This window comes from Streptococcus mitis, from assembly GCF_026782865.1.
Lineage (GTDB): Bacteria > Bacillota > Bacilli > Lactobacillales > Streptococcaceae > Streptococcus > Streptococcus mitis_CG.
In genome coordinates, this window is sequence record NZ_JAKUXK010000002.1 from 9,792 (window position 1) to 24,869 (window position 15,078).

The following is a 15,078-nucleotide window of genomic DNA, read 5'->3' on the forward strand; positions in this document are numbered from 1 at the left end:
AACTATTACTTTAATCAAAATCATTCTTTAGAGACAGGTTGGCTTTATGACCAGTCTAATTGGTATTATCTAGCTAAAACGGAAATTAATGGAGAAAACTATATTGGTGGTGAGAAACGTTCTGGTTGGATTCAAGATGCTTCCACTTGGTACTATCTAGATTCAGAAACTGGTATCATGCAAACTGGTTGGAAGCAAATTGGCAATAAGTGGTACTACCTCCGTTCATCAGGAGCTATGACAACTGGCTGGTATCAGGAAGGCTCAACTTGGTACTATTTAGATGCTGAAAATGGCGATATGAAAACAGGCTGGCAATATCTTGGTAACAAGTGGTACTATCTCCGTTCATCAGGAGCTATGGCAACTGGTTGGGTGAAAGATGGTTCAACTTGGTACTATCTAAATGCAAGTAATGGAGATATGAAGACAGGTTGGACAAAAGTAAATGGAAACTGGTATTATCTCAATTCAAATGGAGCAATGGTTACAGGTAGCCAAACTATCGATGGTAAAGTCTATAACTTTGCTTCATCTGGTGAGTGGATTTAATCTTGGAGGAGATACAAATGAAGCTTTTGAAAAAAATGATGCAAGTCGCACTAGCAACATTTTTCTTTGGTTTGCTAGCTACAAATACTGTATTTGCGGATACCACAGGTGGCCAATTTGTTGATAAGGATAATAGAAAATATTATGTAAAAGATGATCATAAAGCAATCTATTGGCATAAAATAGACGGTAAAACTTACTATTTTGGTGATAGAGGAGAGATGGTTGTCGGTTGGCAATACGTAGAAATTCATGGAACAGGTTATCGTGATAATTTATTTAATAATCGTCCAGTCTTAGAAATTGGTCTTCAGGAGAAGTGGTACTATTTTGGACAAGATGGTGCTTTGCTAGAACAAACAGATAAACAGGTACTAGAGGCAAAAACGTCTGAAAATACAGGAAAAGTATACGGTGAACAATATGCTCCATCTGCTGAAAAGAGAACTTATTATTTTGATAATAATTATGCTGTAAAGACAGGTTGGACTTATGAAGACGGCAATTGGTATTATTTAAATAAGCTAGGAATTTCTGGCGATGATTCTTACAATCCACTACCAATTGGTGAAGTTGCTAAGGGTTGGACTCAAGATTTCCATGTTACTTTTGGCATTGATAGAAGCAAACCTGCTCCGTGGTATTACCTAGACCCAGAAACTGGTATCATGCAAACTGGTTGGAAGCAAATTGGCAATAAGTGGTACTACCTCCGTTCATCAGGAGCTATGGCGACTGGCTGGTATCAAGAAGGCTCAACTTGGTACTATTTAGATGCTGAAAATGGTGATATGAAAACGGGCTGGCAATACCTTGGTAACAAGTGGTACTATCTCCGTTCATCAGGAGCTATGGTAACTGGTTGGTATCAAGATGGTTCAACTTGGTACTACCTAAATGCAGGTAATGGAGATATGAAGACAGGCTGGTTCCAGGTCAATGGCAAATGGTACTATGCTTATAGCTCAGGTGCTTTAGCAGTGAATACGACCGTAGATGGCTATTCTATCAATTATAATGGCGAATGGGTTCAATAATGAAAGAGGCGATTGTGAAGGAAACAATCGCTTTTTTTGTGAAAATATAATAAAATAGATAGGAAAGAATAAATACTTGTGTGAAAAATAAGACGGTCTTTCCGTCTAGTAAAAGGATAACATGACAAAAAAAGTTGGTGTCGGTCAGGCACATAGTAAGATAATTTTAATAGGGGAGCATGCGGTCGTTTACGGTTATCCTGCCATTTCCCTGCCTCTTTTGGAGGTGGAGGTGACTTGTAAGGTAGTTCCTGCAGAGAGTCCTTGGCGCCTCTATGAGGAAGATACCTTGTCCATGGCAGTTTATGCTTCACTGGAGTATTTAGATATCACAGAAGCCTGCATTCGCTGTGAGATTGACTCGGCTATCCCTGAAAAACGGGGAATGGGTTCGTCAGCTGCTATCAGCATAGCGGCCATTCGTGCGGTATTTGACTACTATCAGGCAAATCTGCCTCATGATATATTAGAAATCTTGGTCAATCGGGCGGAGATGATTGCCCATATGAATCCAAGTGGTTTGGATGCCAAGACCTGTCTCAGTGACCAGCCTATTCGATTTATTAAGAATGTAGGATTTACAGAGCTTGAGATGGATTTATCTGCCTATTTGGTGATTGCTGATACGGGCGTTTATGGTCATACTCGTGAAGCTATTCAAGTGGTTCAAAGCAAGGGGAAGGATGCCCTGCCGTTTTTGCATGCCTTGGGAGAATTGACCCAGCAGGCAGAAGATGCGATTTCACGAAAAGATGCTGAAGGACTGGGGCAAATCCTCAGTAAAGCACATTTACATTTAAAAGAAATTGGTGTCAGTAGCCCTGAGGCAGACCATCTGGTAGAAACGGCTCTTAACCATGGTGCTCTGGGTGCCAAGATGAGCGGTGGTGGGCTTGGAGGCTGTATCATAGCTTTGGCGGACAATTTGACACAAGCACAAGAACTAGCAGAAAGATTAGAAGAGAAAGGAGCTGTTCAGACATGGATAGAGAGCCTGTAACAGTACGTTCCTACGCAAATATTGCTATTATTAAATACTGGGGAAAGAAAGAAGAAAAAGAGATGGTGCCTGCTACTAGCAGTATCTCTCTGACTTTGGAGAATATGTATACGGAGACGACTTTGTCGCCTTTACCAGCCAATGTAACGGCTGATGAATTTTACATCAATGGTCAGCTACAAAATGAGGCGGAGCATGCTAAGATGAGCAAAATAATCGACCGCTACCGCCCAGTTGGAGAAGGTTTTGTCCGTATCGATACTCAAAACAATATGCCTACGGCAGCGGGCCTATCCTCAAGTTCTAGCGGTTTGTCTGCCTTGGTCAAGGCTTGTAATGCTTATTTCAAGCTTGGATTGACTCGGAGCCAGTTGGCACAGGAGGCTAAGTTTGCCTCAGGATCTTCTTCTCGGAGTTTTTATGGACCACTTGGTGCCTGGGACAAGGATAGCGGGGAAATTTACCCTGTAGAGACAGACTTGAAACTAGCTATGATTATGTTGGTGCTAGAGGATAAGAAAAAACCAATCTCTAGCCGTGACGGGATGAAACTTTGTGTGGAAACCTCGACGACCTTTGATGACTGGGTGCGTCAGTCTGAGAAGGATTATCAGGATATGCTGGTTTATCTCAAGGAAAATGACTTTGCCAAGGTTGGGGAATTAACGGAGAAAAATGCCCTGGCTATGCACGCTACGACAAAAACAGCATCACCAGCCTTTTCTTATCTGACGGATGCAAGCTATGAAGCCATGGACTTTGTCCGCCAGCTTCGTGAGCAAGGGGAAGCCTGCTACTTTACTATGGATGCTGGTCCCAATGTCAAAGTCCTCTGTCAAGAGAAAGACTTGGAGCATTTATCAGAAATCTTCGGTCAACGTTATCACTTGATTGTGTCAAAAACAAAGGATTTGAGTCAAGATGATTGCTGTTAAAACTTGCGGAAAACTCTATTGGGCAGGTGAATATGCTATTTTAGAGCCAGGGCAGTTGGCCTTGATAAAGGCCATTCCCATCTATATGAAGGGCGAGATTGCTTTTTCTGATAGTTACCGTATCTATTCGGATATGTTTGATTTTGCAGTGGATTTGACACCGAATCCTGACTATAGTTTGATTCAAGAAACGATTGCTTTAGTGGAAGATTTCCTCGTTTATCGTGGGCAGGCTTTGCAACCTTTTTCTTTGGAAATCCGAGGAAAAATGGAAAGAGAAGGGAAAAAGTTTGGTTTAGGCTCTAGCGGTAGCGTCATTGTCTTGGTTGTCAAGGCTCTGCTGGCTCTGTATGATGTTTCAGTGGATCAGGAGGTCTTATTTAAGCTGGCTAGCGCTGTCTTGCTCAAGCGAGGAGACAATGGTTCTATGGGAGATCTTGCCTGTATCGTGGCAGAGGATTTGGTTGTCTACCAGTCTTTTGATCGTCAGAAGGTAGCTGCTTGGTTGGAAGAAGAAAACTTGGCGACAGTTTTAGAGCGTGAGTGGGGCTTTTCTATCTCACAAGTGAAACCAACATTAGAATGTGATTTCCTAGTGGGATGGACCAAGGAAGTGGCTGTATCGAGTCGCATGGTCCAGCAAATCAAGCAAAATATCAATCAGAATTTTTTAAGTTCTTCAAAAGAAACGGTGGCTGCTTTGGTAGAAGCCTTGGAGCAGGGGGATGCAGAAAAAATTATCGAGCAGGTGGAAACAGCCAGCAAGCTCTTAGAAGGCTTGAGCGCAGATATTTACACACCTTCGCTTAGACAGCTGAAAGAAGCTAGTCAAGATTTGCAGGCTGTTGCTAAGAGTAGTGGCGCTGGTGGTGGTGACTGTGGCATTGCCTTGAATTTTGATGCGCAATCAACTGAAACCTTAAAAAATCGTTGGGCCGATCTGGGGATTGAGCTCTTATACCAAGAAAGGATAGGACATGACGACAAATCGTAAGGATGAGCACATCCGCTATGCCCTTGAGCAGAAAAGTTCTTATAATAGCTTTGATGAGGTGGAGTTGATTCATTCTTCCTTGCCTCTTTACGACCTGGATGAAATCGATCTGTCGACAGAGTTTGCTGGTCGAAAGTGGGAGTTTCCTTTCTATATCAATGCCATGACAGGTGGAAGCGATAAGGGAAGAGAAATCAATCAAAAACTGGCTCAAGTGGCGGAAGCCTGTGGTATTTTATTTGTAACGGGTTCTTATAGCGCAGCCCTCAAAGATCCAACAGATGACTCTTTTTCTGTCAAATCTAGTCATCCAGATCTCCTTCTTGGAACCAATATTGGATTGGACAAGCCTGTCGAGTTAGGACTTCAGACCGTAGAAGAGATGACTCCTCTCCTCTTGCAAGTGCATGTCAATGTCATGCAGGAATTACTCATGCCCGAGGGAGAAAGGTCGTTCAGAAGCTGGCAGTCGCATCTGGCAGACTACAGCAAGCAAATCTCCGTTCCTATTGTCCTAAAGGAAGTGGGCTTTGGAATGGATGTCAAGACCATAGAAAGAGCCTATGAACTAGGGATTCGAACCTTTGATATATCGGGTCGTGGTGGCACCAGCTTTGCCTATATCGAAAACCGTCGCAGTGGTCAACGTGATTACCTCAATCAATGGGGCCAGTCCACCATGCAAGCCCTTCTCAATGCCCAAGACTGGAAAGACAAGGTCGAACTCTTGGTTAGTGGAGGGGTTCGAAATCCGCTGGATATGATTAAGTGCCTAGTCTTTGGTGCCAAGGCTGTGGGACTGTCTCGAACAGTTTTGGAATTGGTTGAAAGCTACACAATTGAAGAAGTGATTGGTATTATCCAAGGCTGGAAAGACGATCTGCGTTTGATTATGTGTGCCCTTAATTGTGCCACCATAGCAGATTTGCAAAAAGTAGACTATCTTCTTTATGGAAAATTAAAAGAAGCAAAGGATCAGATGAAAAAGGCGTAACCACCGCCTTTTTTCCATCCTCAGACTGAGGTGACTTTTTTGAATTGTGTTAAAATAGAAGGGAGAGGATGAACCTATGAGAAAATTTAAAATCTTTTTATTTATCGAAGCCTGTCTTTTGACAGGAGCTCTGATTTTGATGGTATCAGAGCATTTTTCGCGTTTTCTGCTGATTCTATTCCTCTTTTTGCTTTTGATTCGCTATTACACTGGTAAAGAGGGCAATAATCTTCTTTTAGTGGTGGCAACCATTCTCTTCTTTTTCATCGTCATGCTCAATCCCTTTGTGATTCTAGCTATTTTTGTTGCGGTTATATACAGTCTCTTTCTTCTTTATCCGATGATGAACCAGGAAAAAGAGCAGACAAATTTGGTTTTTGAAGAGGTGGTGACGGTTAAGAAGGAGAAAAATCGTTGGTTTGGAAATCTCCATCATTTTTCAAGCTACCAAACTTGCAAGTTTGATGATATCAATCTCTTTCGTCTCATGGGTAAGGACACTATTCATCTGGAGAGGGTTATCCTAACCAATCATGACAATGTCATTATCCTCAGAAAGATGATTGGCACGACCAAAATCATTGTACCTGTAGATGTGGAAGTCAGTCTCAGCGTTAACTGTCTCTATGGTGATTTGACTTTTTTCAACCAGCCCAAACGAGCCCTCCGTAATGAACACTATCATCAAGAAACAAGAGACTACCTTAAGAGTAACAAGAGTGTCAAGATTTTCTTGACGACTATAATTGGGGATGTGGAGGTGGTTAGAGGATGAAAAAACAAGCCTATGTAATCATTGCTCTCACCTCCTTTCTGTTTGTCTTATTTTTCTCCCACAGCTTGCTGGAAATACTTGACTTTGACTGGTCTATTTTCTTGCATGATGTCGAAAAAACAGAAAAAATTGTCTTTTTGTTGTTGGTATTCAGCATGTCCATGACCTTTCTCTTAGCCCTGTTTTGGAGAGGTGTTGAAGAGCTTTCTCTAAGAAAAATGCAGACTAATCTCAAGCGTTTGTTGACAGGGCAAGAAGTGGTTCAGCTTGCAGATCCAGATTTGGATGCCAGTTTCAAGTCCTTGTCAGGTAAACTTAACCTTTTGACAGAAGCTCTTCAAAAAGCAGAAAATCACAGTCTTGCTCAGGAAGAGGAAATCATCGAGAAGGAACGAAAGCGGATTGCTCGGGATTTGCACGATACAGTCAGTCAGGAGTTGTTTGCGGCCCACATGATTTTATCGGGTATCAGTCAGCAGGCTTTGAAATTGGATAGAGAAAAGATGCAGACCCAGTTGCAGAGTGTCACAGCTATTTTAGAAACAGCCCAGAAGGATTTGCGGGTCTTGCTCTTGCATTTGCGGCCTGTTGAACTGGAGCAGAAGAGTCTGGTTGAAGGGATTCAAATCCTCTTAAAAGAGCTTGAGGACAAGAGTGAGATCAAGGTTAGTTTCAAGCAAAATGTAACGAAATTGCCTAAGAAAATCGAGGAGCATATCTTCCGTATCCTGCAAGAGTTGATCAGCAATACCCTTCGCCATGCCCAGGCCTCTTGTTTGGATGTCTATCTCTATCAGACAGATTTTGAATTGCAACTGAAGGTGGTGGACAATGGGATTGGTTTCCAGTTGGGAAGTTTAGATGACCTGAGTTATGGACTCCACAATATCAAGGAGCGGGTTGAAGATATGGCAGGGACGGTTCAGTTATTAACAGCTCCCAAGCAAGGGCTGGCAGTTGATATCCGTATTCCCCTGTTAGGTAAGGAATGATAAAGGAGTAAAGATGAAAATTTTACTAGTAGATGACCACGAAATGGTTCGATTGGGCTTGAAAAGCTACTTTGACCTCCAAGATGATGTAGAAGTTGTAGGTGAGGCATCCAATGGGGCTCAAGGCATTGACTTGGCTTTGGAATTGCGTCCGGATGTTATTGTCATGGATATCGTCATGCCTGAGATGAATGGGATTGATGCGACCTTGGCCATCCTCAAAGAATGGTCTGAAGCCAAGATTTTGATTGTGACTTCGTACTTGGACAATGAAAAAATCATGCCCGTCTTAAATGCCGGTGCTCGTGGCTATATGCTCAAAACTTCTAGTGCGGACGAACTACTCCATGCCGTCCGTAAGGTGGCTGCTGGCGAGTTGGCCATTGAGCAAGAGGTCAGCAAAAAAGTCGAATACCACCGCAATCACATAGAACTACATGAGGATCTGACTGCGCGTGAGCGAGATGTTCTCCAACTCATCGCCAAGGGCTACGAAAATCAGCGTATCGCAGACGAACTTTTTATCTCTCTCAAGACGGTCAAGACCCACGTGTCCAACATCCTTGCCAAACTTGAGGTTAGTGATCGTACCCAGGCTGCAGTCTATGCCTTTCAGCACCACTTGGTGGGGCATGAGGAGTTTTAGATGAGTCTAACAGATTTACTTGTTGAGCTAGAAGCAGCAAAAGATTCAAAAAATGCAGGGCCCATGGAAGCCTATATGCGCCATCAATTTTTCTTCCTAGGTATTGCGGCTCCTGAAAGAAATGCACTCTATAAAAAATACTTTCCAAAAGCGAAAAAAACAAAGATTATCGACTGGAATTTTGTAGATACTTGCTGGAGAAAGGAGCCTAGAGAATACCAATATGTGGCTGCTAATTATTTGAAAGCAATGCAGTCTTATCTAACGGAGAACGATTTACCTAAGCTTGAGCGGTTAGTCGTCACAAAATCCTGGTGGGATACCGTAGATATCCTAGATCGAGTAGTAGGGAGTTTGGTGTATGACCACCCTGAACTAGAAGAAATAATCTTAAAATGGAGCCTATCAGATAATATCTGGCTGAGACGTGTCGCTATTGACCACCAGTTGTTAAGAAAAGAGAAGACCAATGTTCAATTAATGGAAAAGATTCTGCTTCATAATTTGAACCAAACAGAATTCTTTATCAATAAAGCCATTGGCTGGGCTCTAAGAGACTACTCCAAAACCAATCCAATTTGGGTAGCAGGCTTCATTGAGAAAAACAAGGAAAGAATGGCTGACCTTAGTATCAAAGAAGCGAACAAGTACCTCTAGCATGATTGAAAAGCGCATTCATTACTTGAAAAAAGTCGCCCATTTATGTTATAATAGACTGTATTTAAAAATTTTAAGGAGAAATGACAGAATGTCTGTATCATTTGAAAACAAAGAAACAAACCGTGGTGTCTTGACTTTCACTATCTCTCAAGACCAAATCAAACCAGAATTGGACCGTGTCTTCAACTCAGTGAAGAAATCTCTTAATGTTCCAGGTTTCCGTAAAGGTCACCTTCCTCGTCCTATTTTCGACAAAAAATTTGGTGAAGAGTCACTTTATCAAGACGTTATGAACGCTCTTTTGCCAAATGCTTATGAAGCAGCTGTAAAAGAAGCTGGTCTTGAAGTGGTTGCTCAACCAAAAATTGACGTAACTTCAATGGAAAAAGGTCAAGACTGGGTTATCACTGCTGAAGTCGTTACAAAACCTGAAGTAAAATTGGGTGACTACAAAAACCTTGAAGTATCAGTTGATCTAGAAAAAGAAGTGACTGATGCTGACGTTGAAGAGCGTATCGAACGCGAACGCAACAACTTGGCTGAATTGGTTATCAAGGAAGCTGCTGCTGAAAATGGCGACACTGTTGTCATCGACTTCGTTGGTTCTATCGACGGTGTTGAATTTGATGGCGGAAAAGGTGAAAACTTCTCACTTGGACTTGGTTCAGGTCAATTCATCCCTGGTTTTGAAGACCAATTGGTAGGTCACTCAGCTGGCGAAACTGTTGATGTTATCGTAACATTCCCAGAAGACTACCAAGCAGAAGACCTTGCAGGTAAAGAAGCTAAATTCGTAACAACTATCCACGAAGTAAAAGCTAAAGAAGTTCCAGCTCTTGACGATGAGCTTGCAAAAGACATCGACGAAGAAGTTGAAACACTTGCTGAATTGAAAGAAAAATACCGCAAGGAATTGGCTGCTGCTAAAGAAGAAGCTTACAAAGATGCAGTTGAAGGTGCAGCAATTGATAAAGCTGTAGAAAACGCTGAAATCGTAGAACTTCCAGAAGAAATGATTCACGAAGAAGTTCACCGTTCAGTAAATGAATTCCTTGGAAACTTGCAACGTCAAGGTATCAACCCTGACATGTACTTCCAAATCACTGGAACTACTCAAGAAGATCTTCACAAACAATACGAGGGAGAAGCTGAGTCACGTACTAAGACTAACCTTGTTATCGAAGCAGTTGCCAAAGCTGAAGGATTCGACGCTTCAGAAGAAGAAATCCAAAAAGAAATCGAGCAATTGGCTACAGACTACAACATGGAAGTTGCACAAGTGAAAAGCTTGCTTTCAGCTGATATGTTGAAACACGACATCACAATCAAAAAAGCTGTTGAATTGATTACAAGCACAGCAACAGTTAAATAATCTTATACTCTTCGAAAATCAAATTCAAACCACGTCAGCGTCGCCTTACCGTACTCAAGTACAGCTTGCGGCTAGCTTCCTAGTTTGCTCTTTGATTTTCATTGAGTATTAATAAACAAAAATCCCACCTGAATTGGTGGGTTTTCTTATGCACTATTTTCCAAAAATCTCTTTGAGATCTGCGTCTGTAATCCCAATCATGGCGGGGATGCTGTCCCAGTTTTCTTCGGTTAGGATGTAGGATTGTTCAGAGGCGCTTGATGTGGCTGTTTCAGAGACAGCTGGTTGCTTTTCTTCAACATTCTCTAGTAGAACACTGAAGCGTTCAATCAGATAGGTTTTTCGGGCAGTTCCGATGTGTTGGGTAGCATAATCAAAGGCCTGCAATTCGCCTAGTAAGATAAGCTTGCTTTTGGCGCGTGTAATGGCTGTGTAGATGAGATTGCGCTCCAGCATACGCCTGCTAGCACTGGTGATAGGTAGGATAACAACAGGGAACTCACTTCCCTGCGATTTATGGATACTCATGGCATAGGCCAGGCGAATTTTGTACCATTCGTTACGTGGGTAAGAGACCTCATTGCCATCAAAATCAATGACAATCTCGTCTTGTTTCGACTCAGTGTATTTTCCAGGAATCAGGTCTGTGATGGCTCCTAAATCTCCATTAAAGACATTGATTTCAGCATCGTTGACCAAGTGAATGACCTTATCTCCCTTACGATAGTGGCACTGGGGAGCTTCAAAACTGAGTTGGTCTTTTTGTGGTGGGTTCAGGAGGTCTTGCATGAGTTGGTTGATGGCATCAATTCCTGCAGTCCCTCGGTACATGGGAGCCAGAACCTGGATATCACGGGCAGGGATGCCGCTTCTGAGGGCTGCGCCTAAAATCTTTTCAATAGTAGCAGGGATATGAGCACTAGCAATTTCAAAGTAGGAACGGTCTGCTTTTTTCTGGATGAAATCAGCTGGCAAGATGCCCTGTCGAATCTGACTAGCTAGGGTGACGATAGTTGATTCTTCGCTTTGCCGATAAATTTTTTCCAAGCGAGTTTGAGGAATCAAGGGAATATGAAGCAGATCCGCTAGAACCTGTCCAGGGCTGACAGACGGTAGCTGGTCGCTGTCACCCACGATGAGGATTTTACTGTTAGAAGAGATGTTGGAGAAGAGTTGGTTGGCCAGCCAAGTATCCACCATGGAAAATTCATCTACGATGATAAAGTCAGCATCTAGATAATCTTCCAGATGACTGGTATCATCGTCACCTGTCATTCCTAAATGACGGTGTATGGTCGCGCTAGGCAAACCTGTCAATTCATTCATGCGCCGAGCTGCTCGTCCAGTTGGAGCGGCAAGAAGAATAGGTAGATTGCTTTTTTTTCTGAGGTCAAGTCCTTCTAAAAGGGCATAAACAGCGATAATCCCATTGATAACAGTTGTTTTACCAGTACCAGGACCACCTGTCAGGATAAAGACCTTGTTCTGGATAGCATTACAGATAGCTTGTTTTTGAATGCTATCATACTCAATCCCCAGTTCTTGCTCGACAGTAGTGATATGCTTTTGAATGGATTCTAAATCTTGGCTCTTCTGTTTTCCTTTTTCAAGGATACGAACCAAGTGACTGTGGATACCTTCCTCAGCGAAAAAGAGGCTGTTATCAAAGATTTTGGTATCAATCTGCTGAACCTTGTCTTCTTCGATCAGGTAGGAGAGCTCTTGGGCCACTTGGCTGGGATCCAGTTCCACGGGGCGGGAAGACTCAAGGAGAGTAAGGGTTTGTTCTAGCAAATCCCGTGCTTCAACATAGGTGTCCCCTGTTTCCATACAGGCCTGAAAAAGACTATGAACTAGTCCTGCACGGAAGCGTTCAGGAGCCTGACTTTCGATACCTAGTTCTTCCGCTAATTGATCAGCAATGGTAAAGCCCAAACCCTTGATATCCTCGACCAACTGGTAGGGATAATTTTCAACCACATCAAGGGTTTCTTCCTTGTAAAAGTCTTGAATCTGAAAGGCTAGTTTGTTGGGAATGCCGTAGTTGGCAAGTTTGGCCAAAACCATCTCGGTTCCGTAGTTGAGGCGGAGAGTAGAGACGAATGCCTCGCGATTTTTAGCAGAGAGTCCTGAGATACCTTCTAGCTTTTCTGGGTGTTGCAGAATTTCGTCAATGGTATTGTCGCCATAGGTATCCACAATTTTCTGAGCTGTCTTGAGACCAATTCCCTTGAAATGGCTACTTGAAAAGTACTTGACCAAGCCCTTGCTAGTTGGTTTTGCGCGTTCATAACGACTGATTTGCAGTTGCTCCCCATACTTGGAGTGCTGGACAATTTGCCCCCAGAAAGTATAGTCTTCTCCCTCAATCACATCAGCCATAGTGCCCGTGACAATGATTTCAAAATCATCAAAATCCTCTGCGTCCGTATCGTCGATTTCTAGGAGAAGGATACGATAAAAATTGCTGGGATTTTCAAAAATAATCCGTTCAATGGTTCCTGAAAAATAAACTTCCATAAAATTCCTTTGCATGAATAGGTGAGAGTTGGGGGGTATTATAGTCAATAAACGATTACTTCTCACGATAGAAGAAGAGGCTGAGATTCTTGATTCTCGGCCTCTTAGGTCTCTTAAAATGTTCCGATACGGGTGATTGGCCAGAAGCGGAATTTAGCTTCCCCTGTGATATCTTTTGCTTTAAAAGTACCTACGTGACGACTGTCACTTGAAACCAAGCGGTCATCTCCGAGGAGAAGGTATTCTCCTTCTGGGACAGTAAAGCTAAAGTTGGTGTTGTAATTGACATCAACTGTGAAGGCTTGGGCTTTTTCAGCAATACTTCTAAAGAAAGTGCCTTTATTTCCTTCAAATCCCTTGCCTGAGTAGGTACTTTGGAGTTTGTCATCCTTGAAGCGTTTGATATAGTCAGCTAGGTAAGGTTCATCTGTCTCTTTGTCATTGATGTAAAGTTTATCGTTTTCGTAACGGATGGTGTCGTCAGGCATTCCGATAACACGTTTGACAATGTCCTTATTACCATCTTCCTCATGGGCAACCACGATATCAAAACGGTCAATAGGGAGGTGTTTGACAACAAAGAGGATTTCGCCATCCGCTAGGGTAGGATCCATGGAATGCCCTTCTACGCGAACATTGCTCCAAAAAAAGATACGACTTAAAGCTAGTAATGACAGAATTAGGAGGAACACTCCCCACTCTTTTAAGAAATTTTTAAATGAATTCATAACTTACCTTTCTAAGCGTTTTTTCGCTTTTTCAGTATTTTTAAAGTGCAGTTTGGCGCAGAAATTGAGTCCTTGCATACCATAGGCTTGCAAAATCTGGCTAGCCACCTTATCAGAAGCCGTTCCAGCTCCACTTGGAAGTTGATAGCCCAGCTCTCGTCCCAGATTTTCAAGATTTTCTAGAAAGAGATCACGCGCAATGATAGAAGAAACTGCGACAGCCAAGTATTTGCCTTCAGCCTTTTCTTCTAAGCTGATAGGATTGCTGAAGCGATTGGCCTCTTGTGCCAAGTACTTGTCATAATTTTTAGCACTGGTAAAGGCATCAATCACAATTTTCTCAGGCTGAATGCCTTTTTGAAGAAGGAGATAGATAGCCTGGTTATGGAGGGCTACCTTAACAGAAACAGCATTGTAGCGGTCTCCGATGACCTCGTTGTACTTACTTGGTGAGAGAAGCAGTGCCTGGTGCTGAATTTTTTCTTTGAGAATAGGGGCAATCTGACGGATCTTTTGGTCGGTCAGTGTCTTGGAATCTCCCACACCGAGTTTTCGCAAGAAGTCATGCTGGTCAGGTGTGACAAAGGAAGCAACAACTGCAAGCCCACCAAAGTAGGAACCATTTCCAACCTCATCTGTCCCAATTAAAGGGAAATTTTGTCCCCTGTTTTCCTCTACAACTTGATAGCCAAAGAAACTAGCATATTTCTCAGCTCCTTCTCCTTGAAGCAAGACCTTTCCAGAAGTATAGATAGAAACCGTTGCTTGAGGTAGTTTCAAAAAGTAGCGGATATAGGGATTCTTGCTGGGAGCCAGACTGGTTTGATAGTGTTCAAGAAAAGCCTGAATCTCCTTTTCACTTGGTGTGAGTGTTATACTTGCCATAGTTTCTATTGTACCATAAAAGCAGGTAAATTTGTAAAAACTGACAAAATTAGCGAATTTTGGTATAATATCGTGAGGTGAATTTTATGGCAAATCTAAATCGATTCAAATTTACATTCGGGAAAAAATCATTAACCTTGACAAGCGAGCATGATAATCTCTTTATGGAGGAAATCGCTAAGGTTGCGACAGAAAAATACCAAGCAATTAAAGAACAAATGCCTAGCGCAGACGATGAAACCATCGCTCTTTTGTTGGCAGTCAACTGTTTATCAACTCAGCTCAGCCGTGAGATTGAATTTGATGATAAGGAGCAAGAATTAAAAGAACTCCGTCACAAGCTTGTGACTTGCAAGCAAGAACAGAGCAAGATTGAGGATTCCTTATGATTTCACTCCTTCTTCTATTGGTCTTGGTTTGGGGATTTTATATCGGCTATCGGAGAGGACTGCTTTTACAGGTTTATTACCTGATTTCAGCCATGGCATCTGCTTTTGTGGCTGGTCAGTTTTACAAGGGGCTTGGAGAGCAATTTCATTTGTTGGTCCCTTATGCAAATCCGCAGGAAGGTCAGGGAACTTTCTTTTTCCCATCGGATCAACTCTTTCAGTTGGATAAGGTCTTTTATGCAGGTATTGGCTACTTGCTTGTATTTGGGATTGTCTATAGCATCGGTCGTTTGCTTGGTCTCCTCTTACACTTGATTCCTAGTAAAAAACTGGGTGGCAAGTTGTTCCAAGTTTCAGCAGGGATCTTGTCCATGTTGGTGACCTTATTTGTCTTGCAAATGGCCTTGACAATCTTGGCGACCATTCCCATGGCAGCTATACAAAATCCTCTTGAAAAGAGCATCGTCGCAAAACACATCATCCAGAGCATACCAGTAACAACCAGTTGGCTCAAACAAATCTGGGTGACAAATTTAATCGGATAAAAAGGGCAGGAGTTTTCCTAGCCCTTTGTTTACAGATTTGACTCGAATCTATCA

At 42.5% G+C, this 15,078-nt stretch carries 15 protein-coding genes and 1 pseudogene; 13 read left to right on the top strand and 3 right to left on the bottom strand.

The genetic code is table 11. The features are described 5' to 3' along the window. From MK482_RS00395 to tig, 11 genes and pseudogenes are all read left to right on the top strand, one after another. Positions 1–552: pseudogene (locus MK482_RS00395) on the top strand (N-acetylmuramoyl-L-alanine amidase family protein); the annotation flags it as partial. 17 nt (positions 553–569) lie between these two features. Beyond that, on the top strand, positions 570–1,589 hold the full coding sequence (cbpC, locus tag MK482_RS00400; RefSeq protein WP_268717692.1) for a choline-binding protein CbpC: 1,020 nt from the start codon (positions 570–572) through the stop codon (positions 1,587–1,589). A 121-nt stretch (positions 1,590–1,710) separates the two neighbouring features. Beyond that, complete coding sequence (gene mvk / locus MK482_RS00405; RefSeq protein WP_268717693.1) at positions 1,711–2,589, top strand: mevalonate kinase; 879 nt, start codon at positions 1,711–1,713, stop codon at positions 2,587–2,589. Beyond that, on the top strand, positions 2,571–3,524 hold the full coding sequence (mvaD, locus tag MK482_RS00410) for a diphosphomevalonate decarboxylase (protein ID WP_268717694.1): 954 nt from the start codon (positions 2,571–2,573) through the stop codon (positions 3,522–3,524). The genes mvk and mvaD overlap by 19 nt, the downstream gene beginning before the upstream one ends. Next, the gene (locus MK482_RS00415; protein WP_268717695.1) at positions 3,511–4,518 is read left to right on the top strand and encodes a phosphomevalonate kinase; all 1,008 of its coding nucleotides are present in this window, start codon (positions 3,511–3,513) and stop codon (positions 4,516–4,518) included. The genes mvaD and MK482_RS00415 overlap by 14 nt, the downstream gene beginning before the upstream one ends. Continuing rightward, the gene (fni, locus tag MK482_RS00420) at positions 4,502–5,512 is read left to right on the top strand and encodes a type 2 isopentenyl-diphosphate Delta-isomerase (protein WP_265485242.1); all 1,011 of its coding nucleotides are present in this window, start codon (positions 4,502–4,504) and stop codon (positions 5,510–5,512) included. Before MK482_RS00415 ends, fni begins: the two co-directional genes overlap by 17 nt. 76 nt (positions 5,513–5,588) lie before the next feature. Beyond that, a complete protein-coding gene (gene liaF / locus MK482_RS00425; RefSeq protein WP_265485241.1) occupies positions 5,589–6,287 on the top strand; it encodes a cell wall-active antibiotics response protein LiaF in 699 nt (232 codons plus the stop codon). After that, positions 6,284–7,279 carry a sensor histidine kinase gene (locus tag MK482_RS00430; RefSeq protein ID WP_268717696.1) on the top strand — a complete coding sequence of 332 codons (996 nt, stop codon included), beginning with the start codon at positions 6,284–6,286 and terminating at the stop codon, positions 7,277–7,279. Before liaF ends, MK482_RS00430 begins: the two co-directional genes overlap by 4 nt. Before the next feature lie 13 nt (positions 7,280–7,292). Beyond that, positions 7,293–7,925, top strand: a complete 633-nt coding sequence (locus MK482_RS00435; RefSeq protein ID WP_261020314.1) for a response regulator transcription factor — start codon at positions 7,293–7,295, stop codon at positions 7,923–7,925. After that, the gene (locus tag MK482_RS00440; RefSeq protein WP_268717697.1) at positions 7,926–8,582 is read left to right on the top strand and encodes a DNA alkylation repair protein; all 657 of its coding nucleotides are present in this window, start codon (positions 7,926–7,928) and stop codon (positions 8,580–8,582) included. It begins immediately after the preceding gene. 91 nt (positions 8,583–8,673) lie between these two features. Continuing rightward, positions 8,674–9,957 (top strand): trigger factor, encoded by a 1,284-nt coding sequence (gene tig / locus MK482_RS00445; protein ID WP_268717698.1) that lies wholly within the window; start codon positions 8,674–8,676, stop codon positions 9,955–9,957. 153 nt (positions 9,958–10,110) lie between these two features. On the opposite strand, the gene MK482_RS00450 is transcribed toward tig, so the two are convergent. From MK482_RS00450 to rnhC, 3 genes are all read right to left on the bottom strand, one after another. Next, positions 10,111–12,477: an ATP-dependent RecD-like DNA helicase gene (locus MK482_RS00450; protein WP_268717699.1), complete on the bottom strand. Its 2,367-nt coding sequence runs from the start codon at positions 12,475–12,477 to the stop codon at positions 10,111–10,113. Positions 12,478–12,590: 113 nt separating this feature from the next. Beyond that, on the bottom strand, positions 12,591–13,205 hold the full coding sequence (gene lepB / locus MK482_RS00455) for a signal peptidase I (protein ID WP_268717700.1): 615 nt from the start codon (positions 13,203–13,205) through the stop codon (positions 12,591–12,593). A 3-nt stretch (positions 13,206–13,208) separates the two neighbouring features. Beyond that, the gene (gene rnhC / locus MK482_RS00460; protein WP_115904882.1) at positions 13,209–14,090 is read right to left on the bottom strand and encodes a ribonuclease HIII; all 882 of its coding nucleotides are present in this window, start codon (positions 14,088–14,090) and stop codon (positions 13,209–13,211) included. 86 nt (positions 14,091–14,176) lie between these two features. Between rnhC and zapA the strand changes: the two genes are divergently transcribed. Both zapA and MK482_RS00470 read left to right on the top strand, forming a co-directional pair. Continuing rightward, positions 14,177–14,479 (top strand): cell division protein ZapA, encoded by a 303-nt coding sequence (gene zapA, locus MK482_RS00465; protein WP_020901580.1) that lies wholly within the window; start codon positions 14,177–14,179, stop codon positions 14,477–14,479. Then, positions 14,476–15,024: a CvpA family protein gene (locus MK482_RS00470; protein ID WP_268717701.1), complete on the top strand. Its 549-nt coding sequence runs from the start codon at positions 14,476–14,478 to the stop codon at positions 15,022–15,024. The genes zapA and MK482_RS00470 overlap by 4 nt, the downstream gene beginning before the upstream one ends. Positions 15,025–15,078 lie beyond the last annotated feature (54 nt).

Coding starts and splice junctions, on each gene's coding strand:
- MK482_RS00435 (WP_261020314.1), top strand. CDS start 7,293: ATGAAAATTTTACTAGTAGATGACCACGAAATGGTTCGATTGGGCTTG.
- MK482_RS00470 (WP_268717701.1), top strand. CDS start 14,476: ATGATTTCACTCCTTCTTCTATTGGTCTTGGTTTGGGGATTTTATATC.
- mvk (WP_268717693.1), top strand. CDS start 1,711: ATGACAAAAAAAGTTGGTGTCGGTCAGGCACATAGTAAGATAATTTTA.
- rnhC (WP_115904882.1), bottom strand. CDS start 14,090: ATGGCAAGTATAACACTCACACCAAGTGAAAAGGAGATTCAGGCTTTT.
- MK482_RS00415 (WP_268717695.1), top strand. CDS start 3,511: ATGATTGCTGTTAAAACTTGCGGAAAACTCTATTGGGCAGGTGAATAT.
- MK482_RS00430 (WP_268717696.1), top strand. CDS start 6,284: ATGAAAAAACAAGCCTATGTAATCATTGCTCTCACCTCCTTTCTGTTT.
- mvaD (WP_268717694.1), top strand. CDS start 2,571: ATGGATAGAGAGCCTGTAACAGTACGTTCCTACGCAAATATTGCTATT.
- cbpC (WP_268717692.1), top strand. CDS start 570: ATGAAGCTTTTGAAAAAAATGATGCAAGTCGCACTAGCAACATTTTTC.
- lepB (WP_268717700.1), bottom strand. CDS start 13,205: ATGAATTCATTTAAAAATTTCTTAAAAGAGTGGGGAGTGTTCCTCCTA.
- MK482_RS00450 (WP_268717699.1), bottom strand. CDS start 12,477: ATGGAAGTTTATTTTTCAGGAACCATTGAACGGATTATTTTTGAAAAT.
- zapA (WP_020901580.1), top strand. CDS start 14,177: ATGGCAAATCTAAATCGATTCAAATTTACATTCGGGAAAAAATCATTA.
- tig (WP_268717698.1), top strand. CDS start 8,674: ATGTCTGTATCATTTGAAAACAAAGAAACAAACCGTGGTGTCTTGACT.
- MK482_RS00440 (WP_268717697.1), top strand. CDS start 7,926: ATGAGTCTAACAGATTTACTTGTTGAGCTAGAAGCAGCAAAAGATTCA.
- fni (WP_265485242.1), top strand. CDS start 4,502: ATGACGACAAATCGTAAGGATGAGCACATCCGCTATGCCCTTGAGCAG.
- liaF (WP_265485241.1), top strand. CDS start 5,589: ATGAGAAAATTTAAAATCTTTTTATTTATCGAAGCCTGTCTTTTGACA.